Source organism: Pseudomonas sp. PvP027 (genome assembly GCF_017833005.1).
GTDB classification, from domain to species: domain Bacteria; phylum Pseudomonadota; class Gammaproteobacteria; order Pseudomonadales; family Pseudomonadaceae; genus Aquipseudomonas; species Aquipseudomonas congelans.
Genome location: NZ_JAFIBK010000001.1, coordinates 1,778,979 through 1,793,158, shown reverse-complemented (window position 1 = coordinate 1,793,158; position 14,180 = coordinate 1,778,979). Strand labels below are relative to the sequence as shown.

The 14,180-nt window shown below is 57.3% G+C and carries 16 protein-coding genes and 1 tRNA gene; all 17 read left to right on the top strand.

The features are described 5' to 3' along the window. Positions 1-248 precede the first annotated feature (248 nt). The 17 genes from JOE33_RS07285 to JOE33_RS07205 all read left to right on the top strand — a co-directional run bounded on the left by JOE33_RS07285 (position 249) and on the right by JOE33_RS07205 (position 13,896). A complete protein-coding gene (locus tag JOE33_RS07285) occupies positions 249-722 on the top strand; it encodes a Dps family protein (protein WP_003314356.1) in 474 nt (157 codons plus the stop codon). Positions 723-1,060: 338 nt separating this feature from the next. Continuing rightward, entirely contained in the window at positions 1,061-1,405 is a 345-nt protein-coding gene (locus JOE33_RS07280; protein ID WP_025990971.1) for a ribbon-helix-helix domain-containing protein, read from the top strand. A gap of 292 nt (positions 1,406-1,697) precedes the next feature. Beyond that, the gene (gene aspS, locus JOE33_RS07275; RefSeq protein ID WP_002554661.1) at positions 1,698-3,473 is read left to right on the top strand and encodes an aspartate--tRNA ligase; all 1,776 of its coding nucleotides are present in this window, start codon (positions 1,698-1,700) and stop codon (positions 3,471-3,473) included. A gap of 116 nt (positions 3,474-3,589) precedes the next feature. Further along, on the top strand, positions 3,590-4,336 hold the full coding sequence (locus tag JOE33_RS07270) for a YebC/PmpR family DNA-binding transcriptional regulator (protein ID WP_010432219.1): 747 nt from the start codon (positions 3,590-3,592) through the stop codon (positions 4,334-4,336). Between the two features lie 130 nt (positions 4,337-4,466). Further along, positions 4,467-4,991, top strand: a complete 525-nt coding sequence (ruvC, locus tag JOE33_RS07265) for a crossover junction endodeoxyribonuclease RuvC (RefSeq protein WP_003364732.1) — start codon at positions 4,467-4,469, stop codon at positions 4,989-4,991. Positions 4,992-5,061: 70 nt separating this feature from the next. Continuing rightward, on the top strand, positions 5,062-5,670 hold the full coding sequence (gene ruvA / locus JOE33_RS07260) for a Holliday junction branch migration protein RuvA (protein ID WP_003364731.1): 609 nt from the start codon (positions 5,062-5,064) through the stop codon (positions 5,668-5,670). Continuing rightward, positions 5,671-6,732 carry a Holliday junction branch migration DNA helicase RuvB gene (gene ruvB, locus JOE33_RS07255; protein WP_010432212.1) on the top strand — a complete coding sequence of 354 codons (1,062 nt, stop codon included), beginning with the start codon at positions 5,671-5,673 and terminating at the stop codon, positions 6,730-6,732. 134 nt (positions 6,733-6,866) lie between these two features. After that, on the top strand, positions 6,867-7,334 hold the full coding sequence (ybgC, locus tag JOE33_RS07250) for a tol-pal system-associated acyl-CoA thioesterase (protein WP_003314364.1): 468 nt from the start codon (positions 6,867-6,869) through the stop codon (positions 7,332-7,334). Further along, positions 7,324-8,019, top strand: coding sequence for a protein TolQ (gene tolQ / locus JOE33_RS07245; RefSeq protein WP_002554655.1), 696 nt, complete (start codon positions 7,324-7,326; stop codon positions 8,017-8,019). Before ybgC ends, tolQ begins: the two co-directional genes overlap by 11 nt. Positions 8,020-8,042: 23 nt before the next feature. Continuing rightward, the gene (gene tolR, locus JOE33_RS07240; protein WP_161420636.1) at positions 8,043-8,498 is read left to right on the top strand and encodes a protein TolR; all 456 of its coding nucleotides are present in this window, start codon (positions 8,043-8,045) and stop codon (positions 8,496-8,498) included. Beyond that, the gene (tolA, locus tag JOE33_RS07235; protein WP_004406115.1) at positions 8,498-9,568 is read left to right on the top strand and encodes a cell envelope integrity protein TolA; all 1,071 of its coding nucleotides are present in this window, start codon (positions 8,498-8,500) and stop codon (positions 9,566-9,568) included. The genes tolR and tolA overlap by 1 nt, the downstream gene beginning before the upstream one ends. A gap of 47 nt (positions 9,569-9,615) precedes the next feature. Next, positions 9,616-10,866, top strand: a complete 1,251-nt coding sequence (gene tolB, locus JOE33_RS07230; protein ID WP_210434907.1) for a Tol-Pal system beta propeller repeat protein TolB — start codon at positions 9,616-9,618, stop codon at positions 10,864-10,866. 52 nt (positions 10,867-10,918) lie between these two features. Continuing rightward, a complete protein-coding gene (gene pal, locus JOE33_RS07225) occupies positions 10,919-11,422 on the top strand; it encodes a peptidoglycan-associated lipoprotein Pal (RefSeq protein WP_003314369.1) in 504 nt (167 codons plus the stop codon). A 6-nt stretch (positions 11,423-11,428) separates the two neighbouring features. After that, complete coding sequence (gene ybgF, locus JOE33_RS07220; RefSeq protein WP_187626012.1) at positions 11,429-12,247, top strand: tol-pal system protein YbgF; 819 nt, start codon at positions 11,429-11,431, stop codon at positions 12,245-12,247. 171 nt (positions 12,248-12,418) lie between these two features. After that, positions 12,419-13,066, top strand: a complete 648-nt coding sequence (gene queE, locus JOE33_RS07215; protein WP_187626011.1) for a 7-carboxy-7-deazaguanine synthase QueE — start codon at positions 12,419-12,421, stop codon at positions 13,064-13,066. 1 nt (position 13,067) lies between these two features. Further along, a complete protein-coding gene (gene queC, locus JOE33_RS07210; protein ID WP_187626010.1) occupies positions 13,068-13,757 on the top strand; it encodes a 7-cyano-7-deazaguanine synthase QueC in 690 nt (229 codons plus the stop codon). A 63-nt stretch (positions 13,758-13,820) separates the two neighbouring features. Next, positions 13,821-13,896 (top strand) — tRNA-Lys (locus JOE33_RS07205). The last annotated feature ends 284 nt before the right edge of the window (positions 13,897-14,180 follow it).

Below are 14,180 nucleotides of genomic sequence, written 5' to 3'. Positions count from 1 at the left end.
CGTTCTGCAGTGACCCTACAGGTGCTGAACCAGAGCGCTCGGAGAGCTTTTGCCAACGTTTTTACCGGGCTTGCGAGAATTTCCCACCCCAGGGTGCTCGCTGCGAACCGGCAGGAATCGCCCTGGCATGTGCGTAAGTCGCCGTCGGCAGAAGTCCTCGACGCCAACGGAAAGCTGCGTCATTCGGCTTCTCTTGATAGAGTAGCCTTCTTTACTGCTTTTCAATCCTCACCAAAAGGGCATGAAACATGGCAATCGATATCGGTATCAGTGAAGAGGATCGCAAGTCGATCGTTGACGGTTTGTCGCATCTGCTGTCGGATACTTATGTACTGTACCTCAAGACTCATAACTTTCACTGGAATGTCAGTGGTCCGATGTTTCGCACGCTGCATTTGATGTTTGAAGAACAGTATAACGAACTGGCCTTGGCCGTTGATTCCATCGCCGAACGTATTCGTGCTCTGGGCTTTCCGGCGCCGGGTACTTATTCGACTTATGCGCGTCTGTCTTCCATCAAGGAAGAAGAAGGTGTGCCAAGTGCTGAAGATATGATCAAAAGTCTGGTGCAGGGTCAAGAGGCTGTTGTCCGTACTGCTCGTAGTATCTTTCCTCTTCTGGACAAGGTCAGCGATGAGCCGACAGCTGACCTGCTGACGCAGCGCATGCAGGTTCATGAAAAAACGGCCTGGATGTTGCGCTCGATGCTCGAATCGAAGTAATGGCCAAGGCGAGTGGTGTTATTGCCACTCGCCCGCCTCTTCATCCGTCCCTGGCGGGCCACTGCATGAGCTCACGTCCAGTGCTGTAGCTGCCAGTCAGGTCAACGCCTGCCAGTCGCCGACTGTGTGCGTAACGTCTTGCAGTAGTTGCTTCCTTTTTCACTATCCCTTCAAGCCTGAACGATATTCCGCTGATTCCTGTAGCCATGTCCTACAGTGACAACGTGTAGGGCCTTCTGGCTATAAAGTCGCCAATCATGTTTTATACATCGGGATATTTATTTGTTTTTGAATATTTCTTTTGGTGTTTAAAACTCAATGATTCGAAGGTGGCGGTTATGGTGTTACGAAGTGCTGAGCGAGAGCTTAAGTTGTTACATCGGGAGGTGGAAATACGCCATGACCCTTTTGTCGAGGATTTCAATATGACGCTGGCGCAGCCGCATTCGAAATCCGTTCGACTTAATGGTCTGGCCACTTGTCTGCGTCTGGAGAAAGTGTACTGGAACATTCTTTCGGGTATCGCCAGTTCCAATGACTGCTCTGTCAACGCAGTATTGTCCTACATCGATCGGGAGGTTCACTTACGTTACGGTGGCGTCAAGAATTTCAGTGGTCTGATTCGTGTTGTCTGTGTGGCGCATCTTTTGAAGGGCGATTGCCTGGAAAATTCTCACGTCTAGCCTGGCTTTATCCTCATTCCTGCGGGCTCGCCAAGGTGTGCCTGCGCTTTCCCCGCGGCGCGAGTAAACGGCTCGGCTGCGCGGGGTGGTCACGAACTTATCCGGGCGTTAATAGGTTCGTCCGGCTGCACGGTGCCAATTAACTCTATATAATCCCCTGTCTTGCTAGCGGGCGTGACTCTGTGTGGGCCTGGGCTGACTTTTAGCCCTGTGCCGGTGCCTTGTACCACTGAGCGCAAGCCAGGAGCGAAATCGCCACCGAATTCGAATTACGAGAAGTGAAAACACCATCATGATGCGCAGCCATTATTGCGGCCAACTGAACGAAAGTCTGGAAGGCCAGGAAATTACCCTTTGCGGATGGGTCCACCGTCGTCGTGACCACGGGGGCGTTATCTTCCTTGATATCCGCGACCGTGAAGGCATGGCTCAAGTCGTTTTCGACCCTGATCGTGCCGACAGTTTCGCAGCCGCCGACCGCGTGCGCAGCGAGTACGTAGTCAAGGTCGTGGGCAAGGTTCGTGCTCGTCCGGCAGGTGCCGTGAACGCGAACATGGCGTCAGGCGCCATTGAGGTTCTGGGCTACGAGCTCGAGGTGTTGAACGAGTCCGAGACGCCGCCGTTCCCGCTGAACGAGTATTCCGATGTCGGCGAGGAGACACGTCTGCGTTATCGCTTCATCGACCTGCGCCGTCCGGAAATGGCCGAGAAGCTGCGTCTGCGTTCGCGCATCACTACCAGTATCCGTCGCTATCTGGATGACAACGGCTTCCTCGACGTCGAGACGCCGATCCTGACCCGCGCTACACCGGAAGGCGCTCGCGATTATCTGGTTCCAAGCCGCACACACCCGGGCAGCTTCTTCGCCCTGCCGCAATCGCCTCAGCTGTTCAAGCAACTGCTGATGGTGGCCGGCTTTGACCGTTACTACCAGATCGCCAAGTGCTTCCGCGACGAGGACCTGCGTGCCGACCGTCAGCCGGAATTCACCCAGATCGACATCGAGACCAGCTTTCTCAACGAAGAGGACATCATCGGTCTGACCGAGAAGATGGTTCGTCAGCTGTTCAAGGAAGTCCTGGACCTGGAGTTCGGTGATTTCCCGCACATGACCTTCGAAGAGGCCATGCGTCGCTACGGTTCCGACAAGCCGGACCTGCGCAACCCGCTGGAGCTGGTGGATGTTGCCGATCAGCTCACCGGCGTCGAATTCAAGGTGTTCAGCGGCCCGGCCAACGATCCCAAGGGGCGTGTTGCCGCACTGCGTGTGCCGGGCGCCGCCAGCATGGCGCGCAGCCAGATCGACGACTACACCAAGTTCGTCAGCATCTACGGTGCCAAGGGGCTGGCCTACATCAAGGTCAACGAGCGCGCGAAGGGGCCGGAAGGCTTGCAGTCGCCGATCGTCAAGTTCATCCCGGAAGACAACCTGAACGTCATCCTCGATCGCGTTGGTGCGGTTGATGGCGACATCGTTTTCTTCGGTGCGGACAAGTTCAAGATCGTCAGCGAGGCCCTTGGCGCGCTGCGCATCAAGATCGGTAACGACCTCAAGTTGCACACCTGCGAGTGGGCACCGATGTGGGTCGTTGACTTCCCGATGTTCGAAGAAAACGACGACGGCAGCTTCACCGCGTTGCACCACCCCTTCACTGCACCCAAGTGCACGCCTGAAGAGCTGGAAGCCAACCCGGCGACCGCGCTGTCCCGTGCCTACGACATGGTGCTCAACGGCACCGAACTGGGCGGCGGTTCGATCCGTATCCATCGCAAGGAAATGCAACAGGCGGTGTTCCGTCTACTGGGCATTGCCGAAGACGAGCAGCAGGAGAAGTTCGGCTTCCTGCTCGATGCCTTGAAGTACGGCGCACCACCGCACGGCGGTCTGGCTTTCGGTCTGGACCGTCTGGTAATGCTGATGACCGGCGCGCAGTCGATTCGTGAAGTGATCGCGTTCCCGAAAACCCAGAGCGCGGCCGATGTCATGACCCAGGCGCCTGGTGTTGTCGATGCCAAAGCATTGCGCGAGCTGCACATCCGTCTGCGCGAGCAGCCGAAGGCCGAGTGATGCCGGGCAGGGCGTATCGTCGATACGCCCTGTATCTGCCCTTATTGAGTTAAGCTTTTTGCCCGTTTAATCAGGGCGAAAGGTGAAGGTGTTTCAAAAAGAATCTGGAGCGAAAAATGGCAGGTCATTCTAAGTGGGCGAACATCAAGCACCGCAAAGAGCGTCAGGATGCCAAAAAAGGCAAGATTTTCACCAAGTGGATCCGTGAACTGACCGTTGCTGCGCGTCAGGGTGGCGGTGATCCCGGTTCCAACCCGCGTCTGCGTCTGGCGCTGGACAAGGCACTTGGTGCGAACATGACCCGTGACACCATTGATCGTGCGGTGGCGCGAGGGGTAGGGGCGTCCGACGGTGATGATGTCGAGGAGCTGGGTTACGAGGGCTACGGTCCGGGCGGCGTGGCGATCATGGTTGAAACCATGACCGACAACCGCAATCGTACCGCGGCGGCTGTGCGTCATGCGTTCACCAAGTGCGGCGGCAATCTCGGCACCGACGGCTCTGTTGCCTACCTGTTCGATCGCAAGGGCCAGATCTCCTTCGCTGCCGGTGTCGATGAGGATTCGCTGATCGAGGCTGCCATGGAGGCCGATGCTGACGATGTGGTGACCAACGAAGACGGCTCGATCGATGTGTTCACCTCGTTCTCCGGGTTTTATGCGGTACGTAATGCATTGGAGGCTGCGGGCTTCAAGGCTGCAGACGCAGAGATCGTCATGCTGCCGACCACCAGCGCCGTACTTGATCTGGACACCGCTGAAAAGGTACTCAAGCTGATTGATATGCTCGAAGACCTGGATGACGTACAGAACGTCTATTCCAACGCGGAAATCCCGGACGAAGTGATGGAGCAGCTGGGCTGATCGCTCACAGGTAACACCAGGTCGGAAGCCGGGGGAACGAAGCTGTGAGCAACGCGCAGCTATCGGCCCCCGGCTTCTGCCTTTATGCTGCATCTATTGTTTTGCGTGACCTCCTCAAGCTGCAGGCGTTATGACTCTTATTCTTGGTATCGATCCCGGTTCGCGAATCACCGGCTATGGCGTGGTACGCGACACCGGACGCGGCTGTGTCTATGTCGCGTCGGGCTGCATCCGCACCGGCAGCGGCGAGCTGCACGAGCGTTTGCAGATCGTTTATCGCGGCGTGCGGGAGGTCATCAAGACCTACGGACCTGTGACGATGGGCATCGAAAAGGTTTTCATGGCGCGTAACGCCGATTCGGCATTGAAGCTAGGGCAGGCCCGGGGCGCAGCCATCGTGGCGGGTGCCGAAGAGGCGCTGGAAATTGCCGAATACACCGCAACCCAGGTCAAGCAGGCCGTTGCAGGAACTGGCGGTGCCAATAAAGAACAGGTGATGATGATGGTCATGCACCTGCTCAAACTGACCCAAAAGCCGCAAATCGATGCGTCCGATGCTCTTGCCATCGCCCTGTGCCATGCGCATACGCGCTCCAGTCTGATTCCTCACGGCTTGGGCACTGCACGCAGTCGCGGCGGCCGCTTGCGGCTCTGACAGGCATTATGATGATGACGGTGTTCAATTTCTTCGCGCGAGCGACAGGCAACACGAAAGGATCTGAAACGTGATTGGACGTTTACGCGGCTCTCTCGCCGAAAAGCAGCCTCCGCATCTGGTGCTGGATGTCAACGGTGTCGGCTATGAGGTGGAAGTGCCGATGACTACCCTGTACCGGCTGCCGCATGTTGGCGAAACGGTGACATTGCACACCCATCTTGTGGTCCGCGAAGACGCGCATCTGTTGTACGGCTTCTACGAAAAGCGCGAGCGTGAGCTGTTTCGTGAGCTGATCCGGCTCAATGGCGTCGGCCCCAAGCTGGCGCTGGCGCTGATGTCCGGTCTGGAAGTCGATGAGCTGGTGCGTTGCGTGCAGGCGCAGGACACTTCGGCGCTGACGCGCATTCCCGGCGTGGGGAAGAAGACCGCCGAGCGGCTGCTGGTCGAGCTCAAGGACCGTTTCAAGGCCTGGGAGTCCTTGCCAGGCACCTTTACGCTGGTTTCGAATGGCCCCAATCAGGCTGAGCCTGTAGCGTCGGCAGAATCCGATGCGGTCAGCGCACTGATTTCGCTGGGTTACAAACCTCAGGAGGCGAGCAAGGCTGTCTCCGCCATCAAGGAAAAAGATTTGAGCAGTGCGGATCTGATTCGCCGTGCGTTGAAGGGGATGGGTTAAGTGATAGACGCCGACCGCCTGATAACCGCCACCGGTGGCCGTGATCGTGATGAACAGATGGACCGTGCGATTCGGCCACTGAGCCTCGCCGACTACATCGGCCAGCCGACCGTACGCGAGCAGATGGAGTTGTTCATCCAGGCTGCCCGTGGTCGCAGCGAAGCGCTGGATCACACGCTGATCTTCGGTCCGCCCGGCCTGGGCAAGACCACGCTCGCCAATATCATCGCTCAGGAAATGGGCGTGTCGATCAAGAGTACGTCCGGCCCGGTCCTCGAGCGGCCCGGTGATCTGGCAGCGATCCTGACCAACCTCGAACCCAACGACGTGCTGTTCATCGACGAGATCCATCGTCTGTCGCCGATCGTCGAGGAAGTGCTGTACCCGGCAATGGAAGACTTTCAGCTCGACATCATGATTGGTGAGGGGCCGGCAGCGCGTTCCATCAAGCTTGACCTGCCGCCGTTCACGCTGGTCGGCGCGACCACTCGTGCCGGCATGCTGACCAATCCGTTGCGCGACCGCTTCGGCATCGTGCAGCGGCTCGAGTTTTACAACATCGCCGATCTTTCGACGATTGTCTCGCGCTCGGCAGGCATTCTGGGGTTGGTCATCGAGCCGCAGGGCGCTTTCGAGATCGCCAGGCGCGCGCGTGGCACGCCGCGTATCGCCAACCGCCTGTTGCGTCGGGTAAGGGATTTCGCCGAGGTGCGTGGCAACGGGCAGATTACCCGGCAGACCGCTGACAAGGCCCTTAACCTGCTGGACGTCGACGAGCACGGCTTCGATCATCAGGACCGGCGTTTGCTGCTGACCATGATCGAGAAGTTTGACGGTGGTCCGGTGGGTATCGACAGCCTGGCGGCGGCCATCAGCGAAGAGCGTCATACAATCGAGGACGTACTCGAGCCCTATTTGATCCAGCAAGGCTATATCATGCGCACACCTCGCGGGCGTGTGGTGACCCGGCATGCGTATCTGCATTTCGGCCTGAATATCCCGTCGAGGATGGGCGAGATACCGATACCGGACGATTTCGGCGATGAGCCTGTGGATTTATAGCAATGGTTTGCAATTTATTTGCGTTCTGCGTGGTCACATTGCCAGTCCTGCCGCCGATACCTGTAACTAAGTGGCAAAACGTTGAAAAACAGTTGCCTGACCCGATTGGCAACCCGAGGAGTAAGCTCTAGAGTATGCGCGCGCAAAACGGGGTTCAGTCGTTCGCACATCGCTGTCGCGTTTATTACGAGGACACCGATGCCGGCGGCATCGTCTACTACGTCAATTATCTGAAATTCATGGAGCGGGCTCGTACCGAGCGGCTACGGGAATTGGGCTTTGCCCAATCCGAACTGGCGCAGGAAAACCTTTTATTTGTCGTGCACTCCAGTGAGGCGCGTTATCACAAGCCGGCGCGGCTGGATGACGAGCTGCTCGTCAGTGCAGAAGTAACCGAATTGAATCGCGTCAGCCTGCGCTTTAAACAGCAGATCAGGCGGGCGTCGGATGCAACGCTGCTCTGTGAAGGGCAGTTCCTGGTGGCGTGTGTACGCGCCGATAGTTTTAAACCCCGGGCCATTCCCGAAGCTCTGCGAGCGGCCTTTGCCGACCAGGGCGGCGCGGGCATACATTCAGAGCAGGAGATAAAGCGTGGAAGCTAACGTCGTCGACCATTCCTCCATGTGGAGTTTGGTCAGCAATGCCAGCATTGTTGTTCAGTTGGTAATGCTGATTCTGGTAGCTGCTTCGGTCACTTCGTGGATCGTGATTTTTCAGCGCAGCAACATGCTGCGTGCAGGTCGACGTGCACTGGACAGCTTTGAAGAGCGTTTCTGGTCGGGTATCGATCTGTCCAAGCTGTACCGTCAGGCGGGCAGCAATCCCGATCCTGACTCGGGCGTCGAGCAGATCTTCCGTGCCGGTTTCAAGGAATTCTCGCGTCTGCGTCAGCAGTCCGGCGTCGATCCTGATGCGGTCATGGAAGGTGTGGCGCGCGCCATGCGGGTTGCCATCTCCCGCGAGGAAGAGAAACTCGAAGCCGGTCTGCCGTATCTGGCGACCGTCGGTTCTACCAGTCCTTATGTCGGTCTGTTCGGTACTGTCTGGGGGATCATGAACTCCTTCCGCGGTCTGGCGACTGCGCAGCAGGCAACTCTGGCTACTGTGGCACCGGGTATTGCCGAAGCACTGATTGCAACGGCCATCGGCCTGTTTGCAGCCATTCCGGCCGTTATTGCCTACAACCGTTTCGCCGCGCGCAGTGAGACCTTGATCAGCCGTTACTACACGTTTGCTGACGAGTTCCAGGCCATCCTGCACCGTAAAGTGCACACCAGCGAAGAGTGAGCAGGTAATTCCCCATGGCTTTAATCGCTCGAGATCGTCGCAGAAAACGCAAGCCGGTCGCCGAAATGAACGTAGTGCCCTACATCGACGTGATGCTGGTGTTGCTCGTGATTTTCATGGTGACGGCTCCCATGATCAACCAGGGCGTGAAAGTCGACTTGCCCAAGGTCTCCAGCGAGGCTTTGCCGCAAGACAACAACAATCAGGTCCTGACCATTTCGATCAAGGCTGACAAGACCTATTACTGGAACCTTGGCAGCGAAGTCGACACCGACAAGCAGATGGACAAGGCAATGACCCTGCCACAGCTGACTGCCGCCGTGACCAAGATCGTCGCTGCCGGTCGTGACGCAGGCAAGCAGACCCAGGTTTTCATTCGTGGTGACAAGACCGTCGATTACGGCTCGGTCATGGGCACGATGGGCGGGCTGCAGAAGGCTGGGGTCGGGAATGTTGGCTTGATTACCGAGGCACCCTGATGCAGCCGATTCGAGAGCCGTCCGCCTCGGAAAGCTACTTCTGGCCCAGTGTCTGGGCCGTGGCATTGCATATTCTGATTTTCGGCATGCTGTTCGTCAGCTTTGCCATGACTCCGGATCTGCCCGAAGCCAAGCCTATCGTTCAGGCAACGCTCTATCAGCTCAAGTCCAAGAGCCAGGCCACTACCCAGACCAACCAGAAGATTGCCGGTGAGGCGAAGAAAACCGCTGCACGACAGACAGAAGTCGAACAGCTGGAGCAGAAAAAGATCGAGCAGCAAAAACAGGAAGCTGTAAAAGCTGCGGAACAAAAGAAAGAAGAGTCAGCTCAAAAAGCCGAAGAGCAGAAAGCTGCCGACGAAGCCAAAAAGGCCGAACAGAAAGCAGAGGAGGCCAAAAAGGCTGACGATGCCAAGAAAGCCGATGAAGCCAAGAAGGTTGCCGACGCCAAAAAGCTTGAAGAGAAGCAGCTGGCTGATATAGCCAAGAAGAAGGCCGAAGACGAGGCGAAGAAAAAAGCCGAAGAAGACGCCAAGAAAGCTGCTGCCGAGGAAGCCAAGAAGCAGGCTGCTGATGAGGCCAAGAAAAAGGCCGCAGAAGACGCCAAGAAAAAGGCTGCCGAGGACGCGAAGAAAAAAGCCGCTGCCGATTCCGCCAAGAAGGCGCAGGAAGCAGCTCGTAAATCCGCTGAAGACAAGAAGGCGCAGGCACTGGCCGATTTGCTGTCCGACAAACCGGAGCGGCAACAGGCTTTGGCTGACGAGCGGGGCGATGAAACGGCTGGCAGTTTCGATGACCTGATTCGTGTCAGGGCTTCCGAAGGCTGGAGTCGTCCACCATCGGCACGTAACAACATGTCGGTAACGTTGCAGATCGGGATGTTGCCGGACGGTACGATTGCCTCTGTATCGATTGCCAAATCCAGTGGCGACGGACCGTTTGACAGCTCTGCGGTTGCTGCGGTGAAGAACATTGGACGTTTGACAGAAATGCAGGGTCTGAAGCCGGCTGACTTCGCGCCCTATCGTTCATTCAAGATGACATTCACACCTGGAGATCTAGCCTTGTGATCAACCTTTTTCGAGGACTGCTGGTCGTTCTCTGTTTCGCATCCGCAATGGTGTCGGCAGAAGAAAAGAACATTCTGGTCACCAGCGGCAGTGACCGTGCAGCGCCCATCGCTGTTGTGCCTTTCGGATGGCAGGGCGGCAACGTTCTGCCTGAAGACATGGCCGAAATCATAAGCAACGATCTGCGCAACTCCGGCTACTACGCGCCGATCCCGAAGCAGAACATGATCAGCTTGCCGACCCAGGCCAGCGAAGTCATTTTCCGTGACTGGAAAGCGCTGGGTGCGCAGTACGTCATGGTCGGCAACATCACGCCTGCCGGCGGACGTCTGCAGATCCAGTACGCACTGTTCAACGTGGCTACCGAGCAGCAGGTTCTGACCGGTAACGTATCGGGTACCAATGACCAGCTGCGCGACATGGCGCACTACATTGCTGACCAGTCGTTCGAGAAGCTCACCGGTATCAAGGGTGCGTTTTCAACACGTATGCTTTACGTGACGGCCGAACGCTTCTCGGAGAACAACACGCGTTACACCCTGCAGCGTTCGGATTACGACGGTGCTCGTGCGGTAACCCTGTTGCAATCCCGTGAGCCGATCCTGTCGCCGCGTTTCGCCCCGGACGGCAAGCGTATTGCCTATGTCTCGTTTGAGCAGAAGCGTCCACGCATCTTCGTTCAGCACATCGACACCGGTCGTCGTGAACAGATCACCAACTTCGAAGGCCTGAACGGCGCGCCCGCCTGGTCGCCGGATGGCAGCAAGCTGGCGTTCGTGCTGTCCAAGGACGGTAACCCGGAGATCTACGTGATCAATCTGGCGTCGCGCCAATTGAGCCGCGTCACCAACGATTCTTCGATTGATACTGAACCTTTCTTCGGTAAGGACGGGTCTACGCTATACTTCACGTCGGACCGTGGCGGCAAGCCACAGATCTACAAGACCAATATTAATGGCGGCGGTGCCGAACGCGTGACGTTCGTGGGTAACTACAACGCCAACCCGAAATTGTCAGCCGATGAAAAGACGCTGGTAATGATTCACCGGCAGGACGGCTTCACTAATTTCAAGGTGGCAGTGCAGGATTTGGCCCGCGGTAGCGTAAAAATCCTCACAGATAGCAACCTTGATGAGTCGCCTACTGTTGCGCCCAACGGCACCATGGTAATCTACGCCACCCGCCAGCAGGGCCGGGGAGTCTTGATGCTCGTGTCCATTAACGGACGCGTAAGGCTCCCGCTTCCTACCGCTCAAGGCGAAGTCAGAGAACCTTCCTGGTCCCCTTACCTGAACTGACGCGGCGCTACACGATTTGCTTAACACACTGGGGTTCATTAGGAGTTTCAAGATGGAAATGCTGAAGTTTGGTAAATTTGCTGCGCTGGCTCTGGCCATGGCTGTAGCTGTAGGTTGCTCGTCCAAAGGCGGCGACAATGCCGGTGCAGGCGGTGCTGCTGTTGATCCTAACGCTGGTTACGGCGCCAACTCGGGTGCTGTTGACGGCTCCCTGAGCGAAGAAGCTGCTCTGCGCGCAATCACCACCTTCTACTTCGAATACGACAGTTCGGACCTGAAGCCAGAAGCCATGCGCTCCCTGGACGTGCACGCCAAAGACCTGAAAGCTAACGGCGCTCGCGTTGTTCTGGAAGGCAATACCGACGAACGTGGTACTCGCGAGTACAACATGGCACTGGGCGAGCGTCGTGCGAAAGCCGTTCAGCGCTACCTGGTACTGCAAGGTGTTTCCCCAGCTCAGCTGGAACTGGTTTCCTACGGCGAAGAGCGTCCAGTTGCTACCGGCAACGACGAGCAGTCCTGGGCTCAAAACCGTCGCGTCGAACTGCGTAAGTAATTTGACATGCGAACGTGCCGACGTGCTCTAACCGTTTTGGCCCTCGCCCTTCCGCTTTCAGCGTTGGGTGCGGCACCTGTGGTCGATAACAATTCTGGCTCTGGCAGCAGCAGTTATCCGCCAGCGGGTTATGGCACGTCCGGCGCCTATGCCGGGGGAGGGGTTACGGCCCCTGCCTCGGCACAAGGTCAGCTGTTCATGCAGCTGCAGCAAATGCAGGACGAAATCGCGCGTTTGCGCGGTGTTGTCGAGGTCCAGCAAAATGACATCCAGCGCATGAAGCAGGAAGCCCTGGAGCGTTATCAGGAACTCGATCAACGTATAGCCAGTGGCGCATCCGCTCCGGCTACCAATAATTCCCAACCTGCTGGTGGCGCTATCGACGCCGGCGGGACGCCTTCGGCCTCAGCGGCTCAGCAGGCACCGGCAGCAGGCACCGAGCCTCCTGATCCGGCGAAGGAGAAGCTTTATTACGAAGCAGCCTTCGATTTGATCAAGGCAAAGGATTTCGACAAGGCCAGTCAGGCCTTCACCGCTTTCCTGCGCAAATACCCCAACAGTTCGTATGCGGGCAATGCCCAATACTGGCTGGGTGAAGTCAATCTGGCCAAAGGCGACCTTCAGGGCGCCGGTCAGGCGTTCGCCAAAGTCAGTCAGCAGTATCCGAAGCATGCCAAGGTGCCTGATTCGCTGTACAAGCTGGCTGATGTCGAACGCCGTCTGGGTCATGCCGACAAGGTAAAAGGCATATTGCAGCAGGTCGTCGCCCAGTATCCGGGCACTTCAGCTGCACAATTGGCGCAACGAGATCTCCAGCGCCTTTGATGTCCTGACCCGCTGATCAAGAAAGCCGCGCTAGTCGCGGCTTTTTTCGTTAGAATCTCGCACCCGAAATTCCGGTACACCTTACGCTTTTCTGGATTCCGCGATTGCCGAGTCCCTTGAAGTGCCTGACGGAGGCGGACGGCCTGTTTAGCTGTTACGCCCGTGGCTGATATGCAAGACACATTACGCATCACCGAAATCTTTCACTCGTTGCAGGGTGAAACCCGTACGGCTGGCCTGCCCACCGTATTTGTCCGCCTTACCGGCTGCCCGTTGCGCTGTCAGTACTGCGATAGCGCCTATGCGTTCAGCGGCGGCACCATTCAGCCGCTGGACGATATCCTTGGGCAAGTGGCCTCCTATCGCCCTCGTTATGTCTGCGTCACCGGTGGCGAGCCGCTCGCCCAGCCCAATGCCATTCCGTTGCTGAAGAGTCTTTGCGACGCGGGCTATGAAGTGTCTCTGGAGACCAGTGGCGCGCTGGATATCTCGGCGGTGGATCCTCGCGTCAGTCGCGTGGTAGACCTCAAGACCCCAGGGTCAAAAGAAGTCTCGCGTAACCGCTACGAGAACATGGAACTGCTGACGGCCAACGATCAGGTCAAATTCGTGATCTGCTCGCGTGAAGATTACGACTGGGCCGTTTCCAAGCTGATTCAGTACGGTCTTGATCGTCGTGCGGGCGAAGTTCTGTTCTCTGCCAGCCACCACGAGCTCAAGGGCCGTGATCTGGCAGACTGGATCGTTGCCGACAACCTGCCGGTACGCCTGCAGATGCAGTTGCATAAAATTCTTTGGGACGACGAGCCGGGGCGCTGATATGAGTGAATTGACCAAGACTGAAAAAAGAGCCGTGATCCTTCTGTCAGGTGGCCTGGATTCTGCGACCGTGGTAGCCATGGCGCGCGCCGAGGAGTACGTGTGTTACACCATGAGCTTCGACTACGGCCAGCGTCATCGCGCCGAGCTGGATGCCGCTGCGCGGGTTGCCGGTGATCTCGGTGCCGTGGAGCACAAGGTCATCGGCCTGAACCTCAACGGTATTGGCGGCTCGGCATTGACCGACAGCTCCATTGCCGTGCCTGAGTCGCCTTCTGAAGGCATTCCGGTCACCTACGTACCGGCACGCAACACCGTCTTTCTGTCGCTCGCCCTGGGCTGGGCTGAGGTCCTTGGCGCGCGGGATATCTTCATCGGCGTCAATGCCGTGGATTACTCGGGTTACCCGGATTGCCGTCCCGAGTTTGTCGAGTCGTTCGAGCGCATGGCCAATCTCGCTACCAAGGCCGGTGTGGAAGGGCAGGGCTTCACGATCAGGGCGCCGCTGCAGAATCTGAGCAAGTCGGACATCGTCAAGGCAGGTACCGCGTTGGGGGTTGATTACTCGCTGACGGTTTCCTGCTACCAGGCTGACGACCAGGGTCGTGCTTGTGGCAAATGCGACAGCTGCCGCTTGCGCGCCGAGGGCTTTACCGCTGCCGGTATCGCAGATCCGACTCGTTATTTTTAAAGTTTTTCAAAAAAGGTGTTGAATTACTGATAAAAATCAGTAATATACGCGCCACACAACAGAGGGTCGTTAGCTCAGTTGGTAGAGCAGTTGGCTTTTAACCAATTGGTCGTAGGTTCGAATCCCACACGACCCACCATTTCGAAAATCTGGAAGGCCCATGAAAATGCGGATTTCCAGGTTTTTTTTTGCCTTGCAGATTATCCGGCCTGAGGTGGGGTAGCTGATTGGGCTTCCGTCACGGCATTGAGGCAACGATCTGTAAGGCAGCTGGCTAGTCTTTCGAAGCTGAAGGCAGGCGATACCGTTTGAGCGCGATGCGCACCCAGACAAGCAGCCGTCTGTCGCGAAACATAGCGCCGGCAAGCCGTGATGTCAAATTGCAAGGCGGAGTGCAGCTTCAGAGCTACTGGAGGCCACGCA

Coding starts and splice junctions, on each gene's coding strand:
- tolA (WP_004406115.1), top strand. CDS start 8,498: ATGCAGCCGATTCGAGAGCCGTCCGCCTCGGAAAGCTACTTCTGGCCC.
- JOE33_RS07270 (WP_010432219.1), top strand. CDS start 3,590: ATGGCAGGTCATTCTAAGTGGGCGAACATCAAGCACCGCAAAGAGCGT.
- ruvC (WP_003364732.1), top strand. CDS start 4,467: ATGACTCTTATTCTTGGTATCGATCCCGGTTCGCGAATCACCGGCTAT.
- tolB (WP_210434907.1), top strand. CDS start 9,616: ATGGTGTCGGCAGAAGAAAAGAACATTCTGGTCACCAGCGGCAGTGAC.
- queE (WP_187626011.1), top strand. CDS start 12,419: ATGCAAGACACATTACGCATCACCGAAATCTTTCACTCGTTGCAGGGT.
- JOE33_RS07285 (WP_003314356.1), top strand. CDS start 249: ATGGCAATCGATATCGGTATCAGTGAAGAGGATCGCAAGTCGATCGTT.
- pal (WP_003314369.1), top strand. CDS start 10,919: ATGGAAATGCTGAAGTTTGGTAAATTTGCTGCGCTGGCTCTGGCCATG.
- aspS (WP_002554661.1), top strand. CDS start 1,698: ATGATGCGCAGCCATTATTGCGGCCAACTGAACGAAAGTCTGGAAGGC.
- queC (WP_187626010.1), top strand. CDS start 13,068: ATGAGTGAATTGACCAAGACTGAAAAAAGAGCCGTGATCCTTCTGTCA.
- ybgF (WP_187626012.1), top strand. CDS start 11,429: ATGCGAACGTGCCGACGTGCTCTAACCGTTTTGGCCCTCGCCCTTCCG.
- ybgC (WP_003314364.1), top strand. CDS start 6,867: ATGCGCGCGCAAAACGGGGTTCAGTCGTTCGCACATCGCTGTCGCGTT.
- JOE33_RS07280 (WP_025990971.1), top strand. CDS start 1,061: ATGGTGTTACGAAGTGCTGAGCGAGAGCTTAAGTTGTTACATCGGGAG.